The following is a 20,743-nucleotide window of genomic DNA, read 5'->3' as shown; positions in this document are numbered from 1 at the left end:
AAGCAATTTTGTATATAAAAAAAACGGACAACTATTATCAAACTTTCTAGTTGTCCGCATCTTTCATTATTTCATCCCTCAATTTTTATCAGTAAAACGCCCTATTACTTTATATTTACCCAAACACTTTTCACTTCTGTATAATTATCAAGCGCATATGAACCTAATTCGCGGCCAATACCAGATTGTTTATATCCACCAAATGGTGTAGCTGCATTTTCTAAGTTATAATCATTAATCCACACTGTTCCTGCTTTTAATTTATTTGCTACTTGATGACCCGTTTTGATATTTTGCGTCCATACACCCGCAGCAAGGCCATAGGATGAGTTGTTCGCTCGTTCAATTACTTCTTCTGTCGAATCAAATGGAAGTACGACAACAACTGGTCCAAATATTTCTTCCTTAACGATTGTCATATCGTCTGTAACATCTGTGAATATAGTTGGCTTAACGAAATAACCTTTTTCAAGCGCACGTTCGCCACCAGCCGCAACTGTAGCACCTTCTTTCTTCCCTTGCTCAATGTAATTTAACACACGCTCTTGTTGTTTCTTAGATACGAGTGGACCCATTTCCGTTCCTTTCTCCATACCTGCTCCAAGTTTTACGTTGTTCGCCATTTTCACAAGTGCATCTACTACAGTTTCATAATGTTTACGATGAACAAATACACGTGATCCTGCGCTACAATTTTGACCGTGATTATACATAATACCTTGGAATGCACCATTTATCGCTTCTTCCAAGTCCGCATCTTCTAAAATGATATTTGGTGATTTTCCGCCAAGCTCTAACGTTACATGCTTAATCATTTCTGCAGATTGACGCATAATATACTTTCCTGTAACAGTAGATCCTGTAAAAGCAACTTTATCAATGTCATGATGATTTACAATTGCAGCCCCTGCTTCAGGACCAAAGCCTGATACAAAGTTTACAACGCCGTTTGGAAATCCAGCCTCTTTAAAGAGTTTCGCTGTATATAGTAAAGATAAAGGCGTTTGCTCTGCTGGCTTTAATACAATCGTACAACCTGTCGCCAGTGCAGCTCCCATTTTCCAAGAAGACATAACAAGCGGAAAATTCCACGGAATAATTTGTCCTACAACACCAACAGGTTCATGTCTCGTATAATTCAAGTAATCTTTTGAAATCGGGATTGTTTGCCCAATAATTTTTGTAGCCCATCCTGCGTAATAACGATAATTTTCTACAGTCGCTGAAATATCATCATCAAGTGCTACTTGATATGGCTTTCCATTATCTAAAGCTTCTAGTTGCGCTAATTCTTCTCTATGTTCTTCAATTAAATCTGCTAATTTATAAATAAGATGCGCTCTTTCAGCAGTAGCCATTTCTGCCCACGGGCCAGATTCAAATGCAGATCTTGCCGCTTTTACTGCAGCATCAATATCCTCTTCTTGCGCTTCACATACGACTGCTAGAACCTCTTCTGTTGCTGGATTGTACGTTTCAAACGTCTTTCCGCCAATAGCAGAAACAAATTCGCCATTAATAAACATTTTAATTTCTTCATTTAAAAACGCTTCCACTTTTGGTTTCAGCTCAATATTTGTCTTTAACATTATGTTCTCCTCCTTATTTAAACAGCTGCATGAGCTGCAATATTTGATAAAATCGTTTGAAGCTTTTGATCTTCTTCTACAGTTAACCCTAGTCTTGGATAGCGAGAAGGTCCTCCCGCTTGCCCATGTAATTCCATAGAACGTTTAACGATTTGAACATATTTCCCTGATCCTTCAAGAAACTCACAAAGTGGTAAAATAGCATCGTTTATTTCCCACGCCTTTTCTAATTCACCATTTTGAAAATGCTCATACATTTTTGTAACGAGACCGGGAACGATATTTCCTGCTACTGAAACCCATCCCGAGGCACCAACTAAATATGATTCCATAACTAAATCTTCAGAACCACAGAAGACTTGGAAAGCCCCTTCACTTTGTCTTACTAAATCTCTCGCTTTTCGAATATCTCCGCTAGATTCTTTAATATGTGTAACATTTTCACACTCTTTTCCAATACGGAGCATTAGCTCTGTACTCATATCAACACCAGAAGTAAATGGATTATTGTATAACATAATTGGTATATTTACAGAGTTTGAGATTTCTTTAAAATGAAAATAAATCTCCTCTTCCTTCGGTTTACAATAGTAAGAGTTTATAATTAATGCACAATCCGCTCCGTGCGCTTCTGCATGTTTCGTATATTCAATTGTTTCTTTCGTCGTCTCTGCTGCAGTTCCAACAATAACTGGAATACGGCCATCAATTTCTTTCAACACGGTTGCTACCATTTTAAATCGTTCTTCTTTTGATAAACTTACAAATTCTCCTGTACTTCCATTAATGATGATACCTGCAACGTTTTGTTCGATAAAGTAATTTACATTTTGCTTTACCCCATCCCAATTAATTTCCTGAAATTCATCCATCGGTGTTATTAATACTGGAAATGCCCCTTTAATTTTTTGCATATTTATCTCTCCTTATCACATTTTATTTTAATAAGAAACCTGCCGGAAACGGATCCGTAGGGTCTAATAGAAACGTCTGCATCCCTGTAATAAACCCTCTACTTTCAAAACGGAAAATGTATCCTAGTTCCTCCTTCTTCACTTTCTCCACAGTTATAAAACTATTAAATATACTTTCATTTTTAAAAGGTTTATCCGCTATATAATCATTTTTAAATAACGCATGAACATAGGAAACAATAGTAGAAACAAAACCTGGCGAATGTACGATAAAGTTATCTTCATGAAATGTAATCGATTTTATATGGTTCTTTTCTTTTTGCGAAGGATCTACTAAAATAAGCCTTTTTATTAGCGACTGTTTTTGTATAGTCTGTAGTGTAGCTTCTCCCCATCTTTTCAATTCAGAAATGTTTTCCATGCGAATTTCTGGCGAATACGCACCTTTCTCTACAACTGCATATACTTTATCTGCTTGTATGAGAGAATAACTTACATTACCAACCTGTAAATTTTCCTCAATCATATAGCATAGTTTGCTTTCAAACGAAACCGATATAACTTCATCATTCTCTACATACGCATGAACTAAAAATATTCCAGATAACGTTTCAATTTTGTATTGATTGGACTCTCTCTTTTTTAAATACCCACTTTCGAGTAACATCGTTATTACTGCAACAATGCCTCCATAATGAAGCGGAACCGAACCTTCATGATTAAAAAATAATACAGCTGCATCCACTTCGTTATAGATAGATGGAACGACAATACACCCATTCAAACCGATAAAACCACGTGGTTCATTTAATAAAAGCTTCATCTCTTCTGCTAATTCACCTGAAAATTGTTCATTTAATTGCTCCAAACTGTAGTAGTATTTGCATGGTACGTCTTTCATTACACGAAATGCCTCGCCATTTACATGTACGTCTACTGCTGTATACATTTTTTGAATGTTCATTTTATATCCTCCGTTTCATGTTCCATCGGCGGAATTAGCAAAAATCCTTCTTTAAGTGGATCCATTTCATTGTAAAAAAATCTATGCATACCCATAAGCCAAGCTGATCCCGTAATTTTCGTTATGACAGCTTCAATATTTTCAACATGTGTCGTATTCATGACATATCCTTTAAATAAAGAACCAACGATACTCTCATGAATGAACTCTTCACCAATTTCGATTTCTTTCTGAGCGTATAATACAGCTAGCTTCGCAGATGTTCCTGTACCGCATGGAGATCGATCTATTCCGCCTGGTGGTACAACAACTGTATTTTTCACATGCGCACATTCATGAGTAGGATCTGTATAAAATTCAACATGTGTTAATCCTCTTATAAACGAATACTCTGGATGAGTGATTTCAAACTTCTCATTAATTGTGTTTCTTATATGAATCGCCTTATCGATGATTGTAGATGCATTTTCTGGTACTAATTCTAGATCTACTGATTTCGCATCAATAATGGCATAAAAATTCCCTCCATACGCAATATCAGCCTCTATAGTCCCAATGTCTTTCACTTGTACAGTAATATTTTTCAATAAAAAAGCTGGTATGTTACAGAAAGATACTTCTTTTGCTTTTCCATCTTGAACAGCAATATCTACTTCAACTAAGCCAGCCGGTGTATCTAGTTTTAAAGAAGTAATCGGTTCAACTACCGGAATTAAACCTGATTCAACTAACGCTGTACATACACCGATTGTATCGTGACCACACATCGGTAAATATCCACCTGTCTCTATGTATATAACACCTATATCAGCCTCAGGATGACATGGGTCTGTTAATAATGCTCCTGACATTACATCATGACCACGCGGTTCATTCATTAACAATTTTCGAATCCAATCATACTCCTTTTTCATATGTAACATCTTCTCTGCCATCGTCTCTCCAATCAACTTTGGAAGTCCACTAATTAATGTCCTCGTTGGATTCCCACCTGTGTGTGTATCAATCGTCGTAAAGACTCTTTGTGACCTCATCCGTTTAACACCCTTTCTGTAAAACGACTCAAACGAAGTGGTTCAATAGGAATAATTGTCTCTTTTTCATTTAATAACTCTTCAATTACTTTTCCAGTAACTGCTGCAAGACTAATCCCATCACCTTCATGTCCAGCGGCAATGAAATAATTCGGAATATGTTCCACTCGTGAAATAATCGGTAAATGATCTTCTGTCCACGGACGTAAACCAGCGTAAGAACGAATTACCATCATATCTGCCATTTTCGGATAAAAGCGAATTGCTCTATTTGCGATACATTTAATGACTTCATTATTTATCCTCGTATGAAATCCTACAAATTCACGACTACTACCAATTAAGAAATTTTGACTTTCAGTAGGCTCAAATACGAGCGCAACCCCGTATTTTTCAGTTAAAGCATCCACTTTTCGTTTTCCGCCAAATTTAGAAATTAAATAACCGAATTCCATTACTTTACGGCATCCTACGTGTTGTTGCCTTGAAGCTACAATAATATGCCCTTTTCTCGGTTCAATTGGTATATTTATATTTAACATCTGACCAATCTTAGGAGCCCACACACCGGCTGCATTTACAACTTGTTTTGCTGTAAAAGTTCCATTCGTAGTTTCTACAACAAATGAACCATCCGTCTCTATTTCCATACTCTTTACTTCCGTCTGCTTAAAAGCTTTTGCGCCAAACTTTTGTGCCTCTGACAGAAGCGAGAAAGCAAGGAGATATGGATTCACAGTTGAATCCGTCGCACATTCTAAACCGCCTAATAAATCATCAGCAAAAAAAGGCGACTCTTCCCTTATATCTTGCCTATCAAGCATTCGAAACGGTAATCCAGCTTCTTTTTGCCGATTTACCCATTGCTGCGCAGCTTCCATCTCTTCGTCTGACTCACATACGAGAATACTTCCTGGTGCCCTATATTCAAATGAATGCTCTAATTCTTCACTTAAATCAGTTACTAATTTTTGACTTACTAAAGACATTTGACTATCAAATCCCGGGTCTTTATCAATGGCCAAAATATTCCCATCACACCGTGAAGACGTCCCGCTGACAAATTCCCCTTTTTCAATGATTGTTACGTCTCTTCCGTATTTTGAAGTGTAATAAGCGATAGAACACCCTATTATTCCACCACCTATAATTAAAACGTCGCAGTGCCTCACAATATACTCCTCCTTTCCTAGCCCTCTCACTTTCTTTTTATGCAATTGACGTGCCAATTCTGTACATATACAATTTTTATAAAAAATATTTTTATTTGTAAAAATATTTTAAATTCATAGTAAATAGGTGTATTATTTTTTTATCACTGTCAAAATTTTTATACATAACAGGAGGACATTATGGAATTCTCATTTCCGACTATACAAGAATTTTTGGAAAGCGTTTTAATCAATCATACATGTAGCCTTGATCGCATTAAGAAAATAAACGAAAGGTTTTATTACCTCCCTTCTACTACAGAAGAATATAATTGCGCAATTATTTATGTAGATGACTCATTCACTGCATTAATTGACGCTTTTTCTTATGAATTAGCTGTTATCATCCTTAACGAAAACGATGAGCCGATATGCTGTATAACTTCTCAGCAAATGATTCCATTTCTTTATAAGTCCTACAATGAACTACAGTCATTTTATGACACTGTAATACAAACAACTGACTCTTCTGTTACAGTAATTGATAGTAAAGAATGCGTTCGAACTTGGACAGATGGTGCTGAAAAAATATTTTCAGTCAACCATAATGAGATTATTGGGCAACCGATTACTCGTTTTTTTGATTATAAAGACTTGGAAATTTTACAATCTTTACATGATGGAAAAAGCATAGTCGCTCAGTTCCATCAGCCTCGCCCCGATTTATTCGTATTAATTAATTCAAATCCAGTTTATTGTAATGATGAAATTATAGGAGCAGTCGTTTCAGAAACAGATGTTACAAATCAAGTCGCTTTAAATGAAAAACTATTTAATATGTCACATGAAATGCACCGTTTAGAACAAGAAGTGGCAAAGTATAAAGATGAATCCGATCCATTCCTTGCGATGAATGGAAAAAGTCCTGTTATACAAAGAACGATACAATTAGCTAGAAAAGTTTGTTCGGTGAAATCAACTGTTTTAATACTTGGGGAAAGCGGAGTTGGAAAAGAAGTATTTGCGAAAGCAATTCATGAAGCAAGTGAAGCAGCGAAGGCGCCTTTCATTTCGATTAACTGCGGGGCAATTCCAGAAGCATTATTTGAAAGTGAATTATTCGGTTACGAGCGTGGGGCGTTTTCTGGAGCAAATAGTAAAGGAAAAAAAGGTAAAATTGAACTCGCGCAAGGCGGTACTTTATTTCTTGATGAAATAGGTGAAATGCCACTTGATATGCAAGTAAAACTGTTACGTGTACTGCAAGAGCGAAAGTATTACCGAGTTGGTGGTGAAAAAGAAATTAATATTGATTTCCGTATTATCGCTGCTACAAATCGTGATTTACAAGAAGAAATGAGAAAAGGAACTTTCCGAGAAGATTTATATTACCGCTTAAATGTAGTTAGCTTGCAGATTCCACCGCTGCGCGAAAGACGCGAGGATATTATTGAATTAACCTATTCTTTCTTAAACGATTTTTCAATCAACTATAACAGACCAATTCGTGACTTACCTTCAAGCATTATGCATGAACTGCTTCATTACAATTGGCCAGGTAATATTCGCGAACTTCGAAACGTTGTTGAACGGCTTGTGGTATTCGCAACAGACGGAATTATAAAACAAGAATATTTACCATTTCATACGACTGAAACTTTAGACAACCATACAGCCCATTCCCTATTACTCAGCAACAATAATACAATCCTTTCTTTACAAGAAGAGATGGATGAGCATGAGAAAAAAGTTATTGAAAGGGCTTTACGAATTTTAAATGGGAATAAATTAGAATGCGCAAAACAACTTGGTGTAACAAGGGCTACTTTATATAACCGTTTAAAGAAACTTGGACTTCAATAAAGAATCAGTATGCACCGATCAGGCGTTTACAGGTAGCCCTCTCTCCCTCCTCTATATTGGCATGATTTTTGCATATATAATTTGTGAAAACCGAACTAGAGGAGGAATACACATGACAAATAAAAACAACTTAATCGTTTGTCGTTGTGAAGAGGTTACATATGGGCAACTTCAATCGACAATTGCTGAATATAACTGCTCGGCAAGAGAATTAAAACTAAGAACACGTGCTGGCATGGGATTTTGCGGTGGTCGCACATGCAGAATAATGATAGATCGAATGATTGAAAATGCGAATCCTGACGTAACTCTTAATGAACTACCGTTAAAATATCAACCACCAATACGTGCAGTTACTTTTGGATCGGTAGGTGAAAGTAAATGAGTAGAATTACACATCACCCTATTTTAGGTACTTTACAAAGTAGTGAGCGTATTACCTTTCAATTTAACGGTCATCAATACGGAGCATATGAACATGAAACGATAGCTGCTGCCCTGTTAGCAAATGGGATTAGGACATTAAGAGTTCATGAAGATAGCGGAACACCGCGAGGTATTTATTGTAATATCGGACACTGTTCCGAATGCCGCATGACAGTAAATAATCAAACAAATGTACGCGCATGCTTAACTGTTGTAGAAGAAAACATGGTTGTTGAAAGCAGGAAACAGCATCCGAATATCGTGAGAGAGATGGTGAAAAAACGATGAGTGATGTAATTATTATTGGCGCAGGGCCAGCGGGATTATCTGCTTCTATTTCTTGTGCTCGTTTCGGACTAAAAGTGCTCGTTATTGATGAATTTATGAAGCCGGGCGGGAGATTGTTAGGACAGTTGCATCAAGAGCCTACTGGAGAATGGTGGAACGGAATAAAAGAATCGAAGCGACTTCATGAAGAAGCAGAATCACTTTCAGTACATATCAGGTGCGGTGTTTCGGTCTATAATTTAGATAGAGATGAAAACAATTGGTTTGTACATACTAATATCGGTACGTTAGAAGCGCCTTTCGTACTACTTGCTACTGGAGCTGCGGAATATTCTATTCCCCTTCCTGGCTGGACACTTCCAGGAGTGATGTCAATTGGAGCAGCTCAAGTTATGACAAATGTTCATCGCGTGCAAGTTGGAAAAAAAGGAATTATTATTGGTGCTAACATTTTGTCTTTCGCCATTTTAAGTGAATTGCAATTAGCGGGAATTACAGTGGATCATATTGTACTCCCTGAGAAAAGCGAGTTAAGTCAAAAAGCTGGTGAACCTGAAGAAGTTTTAAACTCTCTTTTAAATGCAGCACATCTCGCTCCTTCTGCTATTTTGCGAATAGGTAGCCACTTTATGAAATATGATTGGGTTCGAAAAGCTGGATTAACATTCTATCCAAACAGCGGAATGAAAATAAACGGAACGCCACTTCACCTTCGGAAAGCAGCTCTTGAAATTATCGGAACAGATCAAGTTGAAGGTGTACGTGTTGCTAATATTGACTCTAAAGGAAATGTTATTAATGGATCAGAGAAAATATATGAAGCAGATTTTGTTTGTATTGCCGGGGGATTATACCCACTTGCCGAACTTGCAGCTGTAGCTGGTTGTCCCTTCCATTACATTTCAGAATTAGGTGGACACGTTCCTCTCCATTCCGAAACAATGGAAACTCCTCTTCCTGGTTTATTTGTAGCTGGCAATATTACAGGCATTGAAAGCGGAAAAATTGCGATGGCGCAAGGAACAGTTGCAGGTCTATCTATTGCTAAATATGCAAGCAAAAAACGTGATATAGTCGACCAACAATTATCTCACGCCATTCAAAACGTTCACTTTGTTCGTCAGAAATCTGCAATTCAGTTTAATCCGATGGTAGATATCGGTAGACGAAAGATGAATGAAATTTGGCGTGATTACTCATCTACATATGCACATACTAAAAAGAGCTGCTGAGATTATTCTCAACAGCTCTCTTCTCTACTCATCTGAGTTATTAAATTTCGCTAATGCGTAAATGCCTTCTTCATCATCTAATTCAAGTTGTAATCTCGCTGCGAATGGATTGACATTATATTCTCTGTCAAGCAATAAGCGTAAAGCTTCGATTAAGTTTGCTTGAATTAAAATTTGCTGGCGACCATTTACCTCTACTTCCGCAGAGAAACCGTAGTCGTCATCATACATGAGTTCAACTAATACTTCTTCTGGACCCACTTGTCTTTTTTCAGCGATATATATACAAAGCGCATTTATAAGCTCTTGTTCAGAAATTTTTATTGTTTCCATGCTACTTCATCTGCCTTCTTCTTACGTTGGTCTTTGAAGTATTTAAATGCACGAACTGCTAACATTACGATACCAGCCATTACTAACATATTTACCATAAATGCTAATACAGAACCAAGAGCTCCCATATTTGCAAATAAGCTACCCATTAGTAAACCACCAAGACCACCTAGTAATAAACCTTTCATAAAGCTTCCTTTATTACTTTTTGGTGCCGTGTTTGTTGCTTTCGTTTTTGAATCTGGAGTCGTTTTTTGAGAATTTACATTTGAGTCTTTTTTGTTTAAATCAACTTTTGACTTTTGACCTGAACTTGGTGTAAATGATTTTTTACCAGATTTGTAACTTTTCGCTGCTGCATGATCTACGAACATAAAGCTGCTAGCCCCAAAGATAACCATGAATGCTGTCATTACTGCTACAAGTTTTTTCAACATATTATATCCATTCTCCTTTTATATAGATATATGTGAAATCTATCTTTCTAGTAAATTCAGAATGATAGATTTGTTTTTAAGAACATTTTAAAAGTTCTTATGAACTTATTATATGAACTTTTGTCGAAATATGCAAGTATTATTTACTTTCAACAGTTTGGTCACAAAGGAAAAATTAAGCAAAACAGAATTGACTTTAAATGAAACAAAACATATTATAAGTTCATAAGAACTTTTTATTATTTTGGAGGTGAAAAGATGGAAACATTTCATCTCACACGAAACGAAATGGCTACCCTTCTTCTATCACTAAGAGGATGGAATACGAAAAAGCCTCTCGGTATTTTACAAGAAGCTTGGGCAAAGTCACATAAAAAAGATATTGAAAGCGGACAAAGCGTTACAGCTTTTATTACTACCGCACTTTCACCTATTTTTGAAAAGCTGATTAAAATTGACGATACTGATGTCGGTTTTTCTTTAAATGAAATAGTTGCGCTTGGCAATCAGATTGAAAACACAAGTTTCTCTGTAACTGCTATGCAAAACTGGGTGAAACGAGATATAAAAGAAATGATTGGCTCTCCTCAAAAAGGAAAAAAATATTCAATTGAACAAGCAGCCTTACTATTTATTGTCGAAGATTTAAAAACAGCACTTGATTTTGAATCCATTCGTAAGCTATTACGCCTTATTGTAAATGACCCAGCTGATCGAAGTGATGATTTAATCAATCCTGTTCATTTATATGTAGCATACTCTTCTCTATTTGAAGAACTCAATCAAGGGAATTGCTTACAATTAAATGCAACAGATACCGTTCATACAATTGAAAACATCGTAAAAGAAAAAGCTGATAAAATCGCAAGCAAGTTCGATCAAATTAATAACGAACAACGCGAAGCAATTCGTAACGCTATTATTATTGCGACCCTTTCTGTACATACCGCTTATGTACAAATGTTAGCAAAGCGTTACGTAACAGCAACTTTATTTTTACAGAACTTAGATGTGAAGCCGTAAAAAAAACAAGCATCCCCCTGTCATATACGTAGGACAGGGGGATGCTTGTTTTCAATCAATATAAAATACAAAAATCATTTTTCATCTAAGTTTCATTCTACAATAGCTCTTGATTATGTAAAAATCATTACTAACCTAACATTCAACAACGTTCATTTATTTCCATTAAATTCCTATCTGATTTTCTCGATAAACTTAATTACTTCATCTTTATAATTATATTTGTCATTAATTTCTTGTAATAATTCAATATCATGCGTATGAGTTTTTCCTGTCTCTAACAGCTCACGATATAAATCAATGTAAGGAAGATTTTTATTCATGGCATTTTTATATTCCTTTTCTACATCGTAAAAAACCTTTTTAAACCTCACATCAGTAATCCCTGCCTCATCAATTTCAAGAATTGCATACTGAGCACGCAAGTCAGAGTTTAGCTTATTCCACTTGTAAAAAGGTTGTCCAACTGTTCCTGGGTTAATAATTAATTGATCATTGCTACTATAGCGCAACAATTGATGGTGGGTATGAGCGTAAATCGCAATATCATAATCACGATCAAATAGCCGATCAAACTGTTCCTGATTATTAGTGGGCCACAAATCTCCTCCATAATTTTTATTTTGTAGATTATGACTAATACTGATTGATAAATCATTAACCTGTTTTGTTATATGTAATGGTAAATTTTTAACATGCTTAATATAGTTTTCATCCAGGTTTTCACATTGATACTGAACTAATCTAGAAACATAAATATCAGTTACGTTATCAATATCAATATTTTTATTAAGAACGTCAAGAAAACTATCTTCCCAGTTTCCTTGTACATAAGTATCAACGTTAATACTTTCTAATATTTCAAATAAATCATTCGATCCAGGACCAGGCATAATTAAATCTCCTAAAAACCAATAATCAGTCACACCTTCTTTCATAGAATCTTCGATAACTGCTTTTAAAGCAGTTGCATTTCCATGTACATCTGCCAGTACAGCAATTTTATGTTTCATGTATTTTATTCCCTCCTCTAAATTTACGTTTCCATCTCATTCATTTTTTATTTTCGAACCAAATCAAATTGAGTAGGCATATTCTTTTTTAGGCAATTTTACTATCTCTTGAATGAAATTTGATTTCTCTAAAATGTCCTCTAACTGCCCCTCACTATGGACGTAAATACCACCTGCATATGAACTGTACGCCTTTTTCTCAGTTATTATCGCTAAATTGTTATTTTCCTTTTTAAAATCACCCTCCACTCCTTTTTGAAATGATAAACTTTTAGTTGGTGAAACATAAAGTTGAATTAAAGATACTCTTTCAACATCATCTGGTTTTGCAAAGCACTGTATTTCATTTAAAATCATTTCATCTTGTAACGGAAGAAAGTCTTCTACTTCTAACTTCTCTCCTTTATGAAAGAAGTTTTGAAGTTCAGGAGTATAGAACGAAAGATTTTTCTCCTCTATCATTTTAAAAATTATTTGCAGCAATATGTCTTTTCCTATCACAAACGGGTGGCCAAATCCATTATTGTAAAGCCCTTCTTTCATTTTCATTAATTGTTCGATGAAGGGGATTCCCGATTCTTCAATAACAAGTTTACCGTCAATGAAACGCATGTTAGCAATCAATTCTTCTATCTGTAAACCTTCTAATTCAAGCGACGAGTAATATAAATCTCTATTCCAAAAATCTAATTGATCCATTCCTAATGAATTAAATAAGAGCTCATCTATAATTGGAAAAACTCCATCTTCTGTTAAAGCTTTCGTTACATCATCTAATAATCTAGGTGTTTGATTTAAAATCGTACGTATTTCTTCGTCCTCTTGAATGATTCGTACCGTCCACTCACTATGATCTTCACCCGATATTTGCTGAAAACAATGTGAATATGGCCCATGTCCAACATCATGTAGAAGGGCTACAGTAGATACTAGCTTTCGTTCATATTTCGATAAATGTATGTCACCAATCTCAGTCAGATGTTCTATCACTTTATTTACTAGCACATATACACCTATCGAATGTTCTTTCCTCGTATGTATTGCGTTCTCATGTAAAAAATAAGTATGTCCTTGTTGTTTAATATTCGCCAACCTTTGAAATGCTTTTGTATCTATCAATCGAAGGATATCTCTATCACGAATAGAGATTGGTCCATAAATCGGATCTGTAATATACATACGTTCTCCTCCTATTTTTGTAAATGAAAGACCTATATCATTATACTTAATTTTCAGTCTATTATCATTGATATATGAGAAATTTTTAATAATCTTTTCATTAACCCTTCATGAAAACGTGGCTTATATACTTTACTATAATACTTATGAGAGACATAAAAGAATTGAAATAGCAATCCCCTATGTAAATAAGGTATAATCTACATATGGTGAACCTTTTATGCAATTAAATAAAAGGTTCTTATAATCAAAAATTCATAAACTAGAAGGTGCAACAATGTTAAGTAGTTTTATTCATTCAGTATTAACGTTTTTTGAAGGATTAGGTTATTGGGGCATTATGCTTGGACTTATGATTGAGATTATCCCAAGTGAAATTGTCCTTGCTTATGCAGGATACTTAGTATTCAATGGAAGTATCTCATTTATAGGCGCAGTTGTATTCGGTACAATTGGCGGTGTTATTGCCCAAATCTTTATTTATTGGCTTGGACGATATGGTGGACGCCCTATATTAGAACGTTATGGAAAATATATTTTCATACATAAAAAGCAAATAGACGCTGCAGAAGATTGGTTTAATCGTTACGGAACTGGTGTCATTTTTACAGCACGCTTCATTCCAGTAGTGCGTCATGCGATTTCAATTCCTGCTGGTATTACAAAAATGCCTTTACTACGTTTCACTACACTAACAGCACTTGCGATTATCCCTTGGTCTATTATTTTCATTTATTTAGGTGAAAAGCTAGGTGAAAATTGGGAAAATATTAACGATATTGCTGGTCCGTATGTGAAATCATTCGCAATTGGTGGCGTCGTACTTATACTTTTATACTTCGTTATAAAAAAATGGACAAAAAAGCGTAAAAATCTTGCTTAAGAATATAAAAAAGCCGCTATAAATTCAGAATTATAGCGGTTTTTTATTTATATTAATCTTCAGGAATTATATAACACCTTTCCATCTACATTTACATGGATAAGCAACCATTCAATCATTTCTTTCGTATATTATCTCAAAAAGGAGTGATTCCCCTATGCATTGGCAGCAAAAAATACCATACTTAATCGGACGCCCTATCGGTATTTCCTTCATAAATGGGCAAGGAACTTCTGGTGTATTATGTTCAGCTCATGATGGTCAATTATATGTGTATGAATACCTTATCAAGCCCAGTTCGCAATGAAACATTATGATTATAGACAGATTCAAGATATACATGCATTCCCAAATTGTCCTCACCAAAATCCTCTATACTAAAAAAATCGGAACGGCTCATAGCCATTCCGATTTCTATACTTTATTTCTCAGAATTAAATTTATGCACTGCTTCATCAAAATAAATCCAACCTTTCCAGCCCAAATGAATCGTATCTTTTAAGAAATACTTATCATATTCATGACCAGAGAAATCAACTACTGGATATCCTGCTTTCTCAACCTGTTCTCGAACTTTTTTATAATACACTTCACGGCGTTCTTTCGGGAAGCCAGTATAATCATACCAAGGCCCATTTACGGGTACAGAAATAAAGAGTGGTTTGACATTTTTCTCTTTAAATAAATCTAAAATAATTTGTAAATCATCGTATTCTGGTGATTCATCATATGTTTCATTTGCTCTAAAGTTTTTTAAACCTTTTAGTTTTTTCTTCAGATTATTCTTATGATAATACGGATTTTCAATTCCGAATGTATTTGTAGTAGACTCTGCTTTCCCTTCTTGTTCTGCGTGTTTACGTGCGTCTTCCCAAGAAATTGAACGAAGTCCGATATTTGTTTTCTCTTTCATCGGTTCGATTTTAAATAAAGAGTTAAATAAATCTCTATGATCTAAAATATTTCGATGCATATAAGCAAGTGGTTTAACTAAACCTGCTTTTATGTTATGTTTCGTATCATTATATACAATACCTTCTAATGAATTTTTTAATATATCATCTTCTTGAACAACTTTATAATCTAATAGCCGTTTCGCGATTTGCTTCTTCATTCCTGGATTTATCTCATCATTAAAAATAAAATGATATGCTTGTTGTTTGGAGAAATTATTAGTGAAATCCCCTTGTGATACACCAGTCTTTGTAAACCATTGTGGTGAAAGAACAAACACTACTTTTTTACCTTCTAATTCATCCATAGTAGATGTCATATTTAAAATATGAGCTAAACTTTGTGTACCACCAGTTCCAATTAAAAACGGTGTAAAACCAGCTGGATTTACTTTGAAATAATTAGACGGATGATATGCATCCATTCGTAAAAATTCTGATGAACCGTACATCGGTAAATACTGTGAATTCTCTAACATTTTTTGCTGTAAGAAAACACTTTGTAATTTCTCTTTTTGTAAAGAAGTTGCCGCATCTTCTACCTTCTTATCACTAATAAGCGATACTAAACTTTTCGATGGGATTAGAATGATAATGAAAAAAAGCACACACGCTAAAATTATAGGACCAAAAGCATGCTTCATTTTCATCTTCTGTCCCTCTTTCTATCGTTATTAAATTGTAACCCTTGTTTTTGACACGTCATCTTTTCTCTCCTTTGTCTCTATACATGTTCCATTCTATTTATCTATTATATACATGTATGTATTTCCTTCCTTGTTCTATTAAGCCCTATATAAATAGCGCAAGAAAATGTTTCCATAGAAACATGTTAATTATACAAGATTCTACATAAATTTCACACTGGAATTTTAGTAATAATTTTATTTTTTAACAATGAAAAAATATATGAAATGTCTAGAATTCTTTGGATGATGTATGGAGTTCAAAATATGATAATAAGCGCCCGCTATGATCAACTTCATGAGTATATATAAACCCGAGCTTTCGTAAAAGTTTTTTCGAGCTCTCATTTGCTACTTTAACTCTAGCAATTATTCTTGTTACATTCAAAGTCTCTATTGCATATTTAATGGAAGCCTCTGCTGCTTCTAATGCATACCCATTCCTCCAATGTTCTGGCTCAAGAAGATACATAATTTCTATTTCACCTGTTTCATCTACCTTTCTTAAACCACAATGTCCTAAAAGCTTTCCTGTTTCACTATTAAATAACAACCATACCCCGAAGTCATACTGTTCCCAATGTAAGATAAGTTGCCCAATATAATCATTTGTTTCTTCCTTCGACATTCCTCTTGATTTAGCCAGCCATTTGCCAACAGTATCTTTTTTTAATATGTTATAAAACTGATCAATATCTTCTACAATTGGTTTCCTCATAAATAATCTTTTTGTATAAATTACTTTCTCTTCTTCAAACATAGACATCATTTTCCCTCCAAATACTGTTTACAGACTAATAAATTATACCATGAACTATTTTTCTAACTTTAAATAAGAAAAAACAGACTATCACATACGTGAAGTCTGTTTCCCCATTCTTTTATTTTTGTAAATCTGCCCATTTTAAACTTGTAGCTGGACCAAATTGATGTACATATAAATCTTTCACATATGGTTTTTGTAAGTAAGATAATCCACGCTGGAATACCGGTGCAATTACTGCATCATCAAGTAGCATTTTTTCAGCATCTTGCATTGCTTTCCAGCGAGCCTTTTCATCATTACCTAATTCTGTTTTAATCTTCTTAATTAATGCATCATATTCTGGATTTGCATATTCTGTATTATTAACACTGCTTCCAGAAAGGAATACTTCTAAGTAAGTCATTGGATCTGGATAATCTGGTAACCAGCGTGATAACGACATTTCATATTCTTTCTTCTTCTCAAGTGCTAATTTTTGCGTATGCGGCTGTAATTTCACATTCACTTTTAATCCTGGTAAGTTTTTCTCAAGCTGCTCTTTAATGTACTCTCCAACTTTTTTAAAGTTTTCTAAGTCATAATTTAATAATTCTAAAGTCACTTCATTTGTACCTGTCTCTTGTTTTGCTTTCTCCCAATATTCCTTCGCCTGTTTTACATTTGTCTTATTAAACTCACCAGACGTACTTCTAAAATCTTTCTTATCTGGGCCCTTTAAAAATCCTTTTGGTACGTAATAGTTCGCTGCAACCGATCCATCATTTAAAAATGAATCTGCGAGTCCCTTCTTATCAAAAACTGTACTTAGCGCAAGACGTGCATTTTTATTTTTAAGAATCGGTACATTTTCATTAAATCGGAAGAAGTACATAACTGGATCTGTATATTGTTTTAGCTCTTTATTATTTTTATATTTATCTACGAATTCTGTAGAAATAACAGCTCTATCAACTTTATCTGTTTCATATAAATTTACCGCAGTTGAAATTTCTTTTACAATTTGATAGTTTACTTCATCTAACTTCACTTCTTTTTTATCCCAATACTTATCGTTTTTCTTCATTGTAAAGCTAGCTTCATGCTTCCACTCTGATAATGTAAACGGTCCATTATATACCGCTTTATTTGCTTCTAATCCATATTTATCACCTTGCTCTTTCGCATATTTTTCGTTAATTGGATAGAAGGATGGTAAAATTAATAATTTCGTAAAATACGGTACAGGATGTTCTAGCTCTACGACGAATGTTTTATCATCCTTCGCTTTTACTCCTAATTCATCTAGACCTAGTTGTTTTTTATTTATCTTCTCAGCATTTTTTACATCGTACGCAATGTATGCATATTGAGAAGCTGTATCTGGATTAATCAATTGCTTCCAAGCGTATACGTAATCATGGGCGGTTACTGGATCTCCGTTAGACCATTTCGCATCACGCAATTGGAATGTATATGTCTTTCCATCTTTACTCACTTCATATTTTTGTGCGCCGGCTTCAATTTCTTCATCATTTTTCGATAGACGAAATAGTCCTTCCATTACGTTATTTAAAACGTTAAACGAGACTGCATCTGTTACTTTCCCTGAATTTAACGACGGAATTTCACCCGTTTCTAGTAACTGTAATACTTTCTTCTCATCTTTGGGCTTTGTTGCAGTTTTTTCTTTTGCGCAGCCAACTAAAAATGAAGAAACTAATAGAGTACTAACTAATGAGTAACGAACAACTTTTTTCATTTAAAAACCCCCTCTATTTTTAAGGTAAGTAACGACGAGCACCAGCGTATTCTTCTATATATCCTGGTGTATTTAGCGGTATAATCTCTACCGATCTTTCAGCTCTTGGTGAGTGAATCATATTGCCATCACCAATATACATTGCGACGTGATGGACACTACCTTTCCCTTGATCATGTGCAAAGAAAATTAAATCTCCTTTTTGTAGATTTTCTTTATCAACTGCAACTCCTGCTCTTGATTGCGGTCCAGAATCTCGCGGAATTGTAATGCCGTGCGATTTATAGATCGTATGCGTGAAGCCAGAGCAATCAAATCCAAAACCACTTGTACCAGCCCATATATACGGTAATCCTAAAAACATTTTCCCTGTGTTAATTAAATCATCGGCCGCCGGAGTTGGAATATCAGTTTGAGATTGGTAAACTGTTCCATCATTTTTACGTATCCATGCTTTTTGCCCATTTGGCAACAATACACGGTATGAAATTGTGTCTTCACTTAATAGCGGCAGTCTTGTATTATAACTGACTTCAAGTGATTTATGTTTTTCAGAAGGGTTTATATATAAAATCGCTGTTGGTTTGGTTATTAAGACAAAAGGTTCATTTGTTTTATCTGCAAATTCTTGATTATATGTTAATTGTTTTTCAGGCATCCAGCCCGGATAACCTTCTTCATTTCGGGGTGTTGGCTGTCCATGCACTAATACCTTCACCCATTCGCCTTTCTTATCAATAACAGTTACTTCTTGACCGAGTAACGCTTGTGTTTCTAATTTATTTGCATTTGTTAACCATAGTTTCTCGTCAAGTGTCATTGATTTCGTCCATTTCCATAGATCCACTGGATTTGTTGTACTCGGTGTATCGATTGGCCTTAATGAATCAGGTACTGTCCATAACGTTGCAGCAGATACATCTATAAATGCTTTATTATCCTTCTTTTCTTCAGCATTTGCCGATGTAAACGATGAAAATATAAATAAAGTTGTTAAAAATGCAGTTCCTACTTTTTTCATATTTATCCCCCTTAAAAGATAGTTTACTAGTCTCTTCTCCTAAGACTTACTATTCACTGTCGATTGAAGGTTTACCTTTGATCCAGAATAAGTCATTCCTTCTGGCTCTTCCATTAACCAAAGCGGTGCATCAAGATCAAAATAATGAATATTAGGATGCGCTGCCGCTAAATGCGCAACAACACTAACGGAAAGTGAAGATTCCATCATGCTGCCCACCATACACTTCACACCAGCTGTTTCTGCAATATCTGCAATACGCCATGCTTCACGTATACCACCACATTTCATTAATTTAATATTAATGAAGTCTGCATATCTTCCTTGAACGAGCTTTAATGCGTCACTTGCTGAAAATATACTTTCATCGGCCATAATTGGCGTTTGCACACGATCTTTGACATACTTTAACCCATCCCAATCTTTCGCATGTACTGGTTGTTCAATAAATTCTATATTTAAATTACGATTTTCCATTTCTTGAATAATAGAGACCGCTTCTTTTGGACTCCAACCTTGATTCGCATCTAAACGTAATATCGTATTTCTTGGTACCACATTTCGAATTGCCTCAATACGTTCCAAATCTAAATGCGCCTCTTTACCCACTTTAATCTTTAATGTTTGAAATCCTTTTTCTATATGTTTCTTCGCTTCTTTTGCCATTAATACAGGCTCATCCACACTCACTGTAATATCGGTATGAATTTCTTTCTTCCCGCCTAACAAGGCATATAACGGCACATTTTGATATTGGCAATATACATCATATAAAGCGATATCTACCGCTGCTTTGGCACTTGAATTTCCAATACAACTCATTTGAATGCCCTGTAGTAACTGCTGAAACTGAATGATATTTTGACCAATTAAACATGAACGCATCGGTCCTAAAATCGCTTCTTCCATTCCGCTGGTGAAATCCCCCGTAATAACTGGCGTTGCGGCTGCAGCCCCCTTACCAATCACTCCTTCGTCTGTATGAATATAAACATCTATACTTTCAATTTCTGTTACAGTACGAAGCGCGGTTTTAAACGGTGTATGCAGTTTTACACGTCTACGATTTACTTTTACATCTGTAATTTTCATTTTGTTCATCCTTTCATTCTCCAATGAAGTGAAATTTTAATCCACCGGAGATTTATACCCACGGATTATTAGGTAAACCTATTGGGCATTTACTCTTCTATCTCTCTACTTTGTTTTCGTTCACTTTTGATGTAGGACGATAATGTGAAATAAAAAAA

General features: G+C 35.0%; 20 protein-coding genes and 1 pseudogene. 7 read left to right on the top strand and 14 right to left on the bottom strand.

Annotation, left to right across the window (positions count from 1 at the left end; genetic code table 11):
- Positions 1-104: 104 nt before the first annotated feature.
- Genes B9A45_RS15420 through B9A45_RS15400 form a run of 5 tightly spaced genes read right to left on the bottom strand, consistent with a single transcriptional unit; the run spans position 105 to position 5,673 of the window.
- A complete protein-coding gene (locus tag B9A45_RS15420) occupies positions 105-1,589 on the bottom strand; it encodes an aldehyde dehydrogenase family protein (RefSeq protein ID WP_000920982.1) in 1,485 nt (494 codons plus the stop codon).
- Positions 1,590-1,606: 17 nt separating this feature from the next.
- The gene (dapA, locus tag B9A45_RS15415) at positions 1,607-2,503 is read right to left on the bottom strand and encodes a 4-hydroxy-tetrahydrodipicolinate synthase (protein ID WP_001169459.1); all 897 of its coding nucleotides are present in this window, start codon (positions 2,501-2,503) and stop codon (positions 1,607-1,609) included.
- Between the two features lie 22 nt (positions 2,504-2,525).
- On the bottom strand, positions 2,526-3,467 hold the full coding sequence (locus B9A45_RS15410; RefSeq protein WP_084064224.1) for a proline racemase family protein: 942 nt from the start codon (positions 3,465-3,467) through the stop codon (positions 2,526-2,528).
- On the bottom strand, positions 3,464-4,501 hold the full coding sequence (locus B9A45_RS15405; RefSeq protein WP_001257540.1) for a proline racemase family protein: 1,038 nt from the start codon (positions 4,499-4,501) through the stop codon (positions 3,464-3,466). Before B9A45_RS15405 ends, B9A45_RS15410 begins: the two co-directional genes overlap by 4 nt.
- Complete coding sequence (locus B9A45_RS15400) at positions 4,498-5,673, bottom strand: NAD(P)/FAD-dependent oxidoreductase (protein ID WP_084064223.1); 1,176 nt, start codon at positions 5,671-5,673, stop codon at positions 4,498-4,500. Before B9A45_RS15400 ends, B9A45_RS15405 begins: the two co-directional genes overlap by 4 nt.
- Positions 5,674-5,853: 180 nt before the next feature.
- Between B9A45_RS15400 and B9A45_RS15395 the strand changes: the two genes are divergently transcribed.
- The 4 genes from B9A45_RS15395 to B9A45_RS15380 all read left to right on the top strand — a co-directional run bounded on the left by B9A45_RS15395 (position 5,854) and on the right by B9A45_RS15380 (position 9,461).
- Complete coding sequence (locus B9A45_RS15395; RefSeq protein ID WP_000395824.1) at positions 5,854-7,515, top strand: sigma-54 interaction domain-containing protein; 1,662 nt, start codon at positions 5,854-5,856, stop codon at positions 7,513-7,515.
- 112 nt (positions 7,516-7,627) lie between these two features.
- Positions 7,628-7,900 (top strand): (2Fe-2S)-binding protein, encoded by a 273-nt coding sequence (locus B9A45_RS15390; RefSeq protein ID WP_000182619.1) that lies wholly within the window; start codon positions 7,628-7,630, stop codon positions 7,898-7,900.
- Positions 7,897-8,229 carry a (2Fe-2S)-binding protein gene (locus tag B9A45_RS15385; RefSeq protein WP_084064222.1) on the top strand — a complete coding sequence of 111 codons (333 nt, stop codon included), beginning with the start codon at positions 7,897-7,899 and terminating at the stop codon, positions 8,227-8,229. The genes B9A45_RS15390 and B9A45_RS15385 overlap by 4 nt, the downstream gene beginning before the upstream one ends.
- Positions 8,226-9,461, top strand: a complete 1,236-nt coding sequence (locus tag B9A45_RS15380; protein ID WP_001286106.1) for an NAD(P)/FAD-dependent oxidoreductase — start codon at positions 8,226-8,228, stop codon at positions 9,459-9,461. Before B9A45_RS15385 ends, B9A45_RS15380 begins: the two co-directional genes overlap by 4 nt.
- Before the next feature lie 24 nt (positions 9,462-9,485).
- Here the strand turns inward: B9A45_RS15380 and B9A45_RS15375 are convergent, their stop codons facing one another.
- Both B9A45_RS15375 and B9A45_RS15370 read right to left on the bottom strand, forming a co-directional pair.
- The gene (locus tag B9A45_RS15375) at positions 9,486-9,794 is read right to left on the bottom strand and encodes a YxcD family protein (RefSeq protein ID WP_000447747.1); all 309 of its coding nucleotides are present in this window, start codon (positions 9,792-9,794) and stop codon (positions 9,486-9,488) included.
- Entirely contained in the window at positions 9,782-10,231 is a 450-nt protein-coding gene (locus tag B9A45_RS15370) for a hypothetical protein (protein ID WP_000914478.1), read from the bottom strand. Before B9A45_RS15370 ends, B9A45_RS15375 begins: the two co-directional genes overlap by 13 nt.
- Before the next feature lie 258 nt (positions 10,232-10,489).
- Here B9A45_RS15370 and B9A45_RS15365 point away from each other — a divergent pair, with 258 nt between their 5' ends.
- Positions 10,490-11,254 (top strand): DUF1836 domain-containing protein, encoded by a 765-nt coding sequence (locus B9A45_RS15365; protein WP_000447231.1) that lies wholly within the window; start codon positions 10,490-10,492, stop codon positions 11,252-11,254.
- A 173-nt stretch (positions 11,255-11,427) separates the two neighbouring features.
- Here the strand turns inward: B9A45_RS15365 and B9A45_RS15360 are convergent, their stop codons facing one another.
- Entirely contained in the window at positions 11,428-12,267 is an 840-nt protein-coding gene (locus B9A45_RS15360) for a metallophosphoesterase family protein (RefSeq protein WP_084064221.1), read from the bottom strand.
- Between the two features lie 63 nt (positions 12,268-12,330).
- Complete coding sequence (locus tag B9A45_RS15355) at positions 12,331-13,446, bottom strand: HD domain-containing protein (protein ID WP_084064220.1); 1,116 nt, start codon at positions 13,444-13,446, stop codon at positions 12,331-12,333.
- Positions 13,447-13,723: 277 nt separating this feature from the next.
- Between B9A45_RS15355 and B9A45_RS15350 the strand changes: the two genes are divergently transcribed.
- Both B9A45_RS15350 and B9A45_RS15345 read left to right on the top strand, forming a co-directional pair.
- Positions 13,724-14,329 carry an undecaprenyl phosphate transporter UptA gene (locus B9A45_RS15350; RefSeq protein WP_000952913.1) on the top strand — a complete coding sequence of 202 codons (606 nt, stop codon included), beginning with the start codon at positions 13,724-13,726 and terminating at the stop codon, positions 14,327-14,329.
- Between the two features lie 157 nt (positions 14,330-14,486).
- Positions 14,487-14,710: pseudogene (locus B9A45_RS15345) on the top strand (hypothetical protein).
- Positions 14,711-14,750: 40 nt separating this feature from the next.
- On the opposite strand, the gene dltD reads toward B9A45_RS15345, so the two are convergent.
- The 5 genes from dltD to B9A45_RS15320 all read right to left on the bottom strand — a co-directional run bounded on the left by dltD (position 14,751) and on the right by B9A45_RS15320 (position 20,594).
- On the bottom strand, positions 14,751-15,932 hold the full coding sequence (dltD, locus tag B9A45_RS15340) for a D-alanyl-lipoteichoic acid biosynthesis protein DltD (protein WP_000782304.1): 1,182 nt from the start codon (positions 15,930-15,932) through the stop codon (positions 14,751-14,753).
- A 268-nt stretch (positions 15,933-16,200) separates the two neighbouring features.
- Positions 16,201-16,734, bottom strand: coding sequence for a GNAT family N-acetyltransferase (locus B9A45_RS15335; protein ID WP_142263067.1), 534 nt, complete (start codon positions 16,732-16,734; stop codon positions 16,201-16,203).
- A gap of 115 nt (positions 16,735-16,849) precedes the next feature.
- Entirely contained in the window at positions 16,850-18,472 is a 1,623-nt protein-coding gene (locus B9A45_RS15330) for a peptide ABC transporter substrate-binding protein (protein ID WP_000758254.1), read from the bottom strand.
- A 19-nt stretch (positions 18,473-18,491) separates the two neighbouring features.
- Positions 18,492-19,493, bottom strand: coding sequence for a C40 family peptidase (locus B9A45_RS15325; RefSeq protein WP_000755430.1), 1,002 nt, complete (start codon positions 19,491-19,493; stop codon positions 18,492-18,494).
- A gap of 39 nt (positions 19,494-19,532) precedes the next feature.
- Positions 19,533-20,594: a dipeptide epimerase gene (locus B9A45_RS15320; protein ID WP_142263066.1), complete on the bottom strand. Its 1,062-nt coding sequence runs from the start codon at positions 20,592-20,594 to the stop codon at positions 19,533-19,535.
- Between the last annotated feature and the right edge of the window lie 149 nt (positions 20,595-20,743).

Origin of the sequence: Bacillus sp. JKS001846 (genome assembly GCF_900176455.1) — a bacterium.
In the GTDB taxonomy this organism is placed as follows: domain Bacteria; phylum Bacillota; class Bacilli; order Bacillales; family Bacillaceae_G; genus Bacillus_A; species Bacillus_A cereus.
The sequence above is the reverse complement of the archived record's forward strand: the minus strand, read 5'-3'. Positions and strand labels throughout refer to the sequence as shown.

What these genes read in the sequence shown, in the direction of transcription:
- B9A45_RS15420 (WP_000920982.1), bottom strand. Translation starts at nt 1,589, where the DNA reads ATGTTAAAGACAAATATTGAGCTGAAACCAAAAGTGGAAGCGTTTTTA.
- dapA (WP_001169459.1), bottom strand. Translation starts at nt 2,503, where the DNA reads ATGCAAAAAATTAAAGGGGCATTTCCAGTATTAATAACACCGATGGAT.
- B9A45_RS15410 (WP_084064224.1), bottom strand. Translation starts at nt 3,467, where the DNA reads ATGAACATTCAAAAAATGTATACAGCAGTAGACGTACATGTAAATGGC.
- B9A45_RS15405 (WP_001257540.1), bottom strand. Translation starts at nt 4,501, where the DNA reads ATGAGGTCACAAAGAGTCTTTACGACGATTGATACACACACAGGTGGG.
- B9A45_RS15395 (WP_000395824.1), top strand. Translation starts at nt 5,854, where the DNA reads ATGGAATTCTCATTTCCGACTATACAAGAATTTTTGGAAAGCGTTTTA.
- B9A45_RS15390 (WP_000182619.1), top strand. Translation starts at nt 7,628, where the DNA reads ATGACAAATAAAAACAACTTAATCGTTTGTCGTTGTGAAGAGGTTACA.
- B9A45_RS15385 (WP_084064222.1), top strand. Translation starts at nt 7,897, where the DNA reads ATGAGTAGAATTACACATCACCCTATTTTAGGTACTTTACAAAGTAGT.
- B9A45_RS15380 (WP_001286106.1), top strand. Translation starts at nt 8,226, where the DNA reads ATGAGTGATGTAATTATTATTGGCGCAGGGCCAGCGGGATTATCTGCT.
- B9A45_RS15375 (WP_000447747.1), bottom strand. Translation starts at nt 9,794, where the DNA reads ATGGAAACAATAAAAATTTCTGAACAAGAGCTTATAAATGCGCTTTGT.
- B9A45_RS15370 (WP_000914478.1), bottom strand. Translation starts at nt 10,231, where the DNA reads ATGTTGAAAAAACTTGTAGCAGTAATGACAGCATTCATGGTTATCTTT.
- B9A45_RS15365 (WP_000447231.1), top strand. Translation starts at nt 10,490, where the DNA reads ATGGAAACATTTCATCTCACACGAAACGAAATGGCTACCCTTCTTCTA.
- B9A45_RS15360 (WP_084064221.1), bottom strand. Translation starts at nt 12,267, where the DNA reads ATGAAACATAAAATTGCTGTACTGGCAGATGTACATGGAAATGCAACT.
- B9A45_RS15355 (WP_084064220.1), bottom strand. Translation starts at nt 13,446, where the DNA reads ATGTATATTACAGATCCGATTTATGGACCAATCTCTATTCGTGATAGA.
- B9A45_RS15350 (WP_000952913.1), top strand. Translation starts at nt 13,724, where the DNA reads ATGTTAAGTAGTTTTATTCATTCAGTATTAACGTTTTTTGAAGGATTA.
- dltD (WP_000782304.1), bottom strand. Translation starts at nt 15,932, where the DNA reads ATGAAAATGAAGCATGCTTTTGGTCCTATAATTTTAGCGTGTGTGCTT.
- B9A45_RS15335 (WP_142263067.1), bottom strand. Translation starts at nt 16,734, where the DNA reads ATGTCTATGTTTGAAGAAGAGAAAGTAATTTATACAAAAAGATTATTT.
- B9A45_RS15330 (WP_000758254.1), bottom strand. Translation starts at nt 18,472, where the DNA reads ATGAAAAAAGTTGTTCGTTACTCATTAGTTAGTACTCTATTAGTTTCT.
- B9A45_RS15325 (WP_000755430.1), bottom strand. Translation starts at nt 19,493, where the DNA reads ATGAAAAAAGTAGGAACTGCATTTTTAACAACTTTATTTATATTTTCA.
- B9A45_RS15320 (WP_142263066.1), bottom strand. Translation starts at nt 20,594, where the DNA reads ATGAACAAAATGAAAATTACAGATGTAAAAGTAAATCGTAGACGTGTA.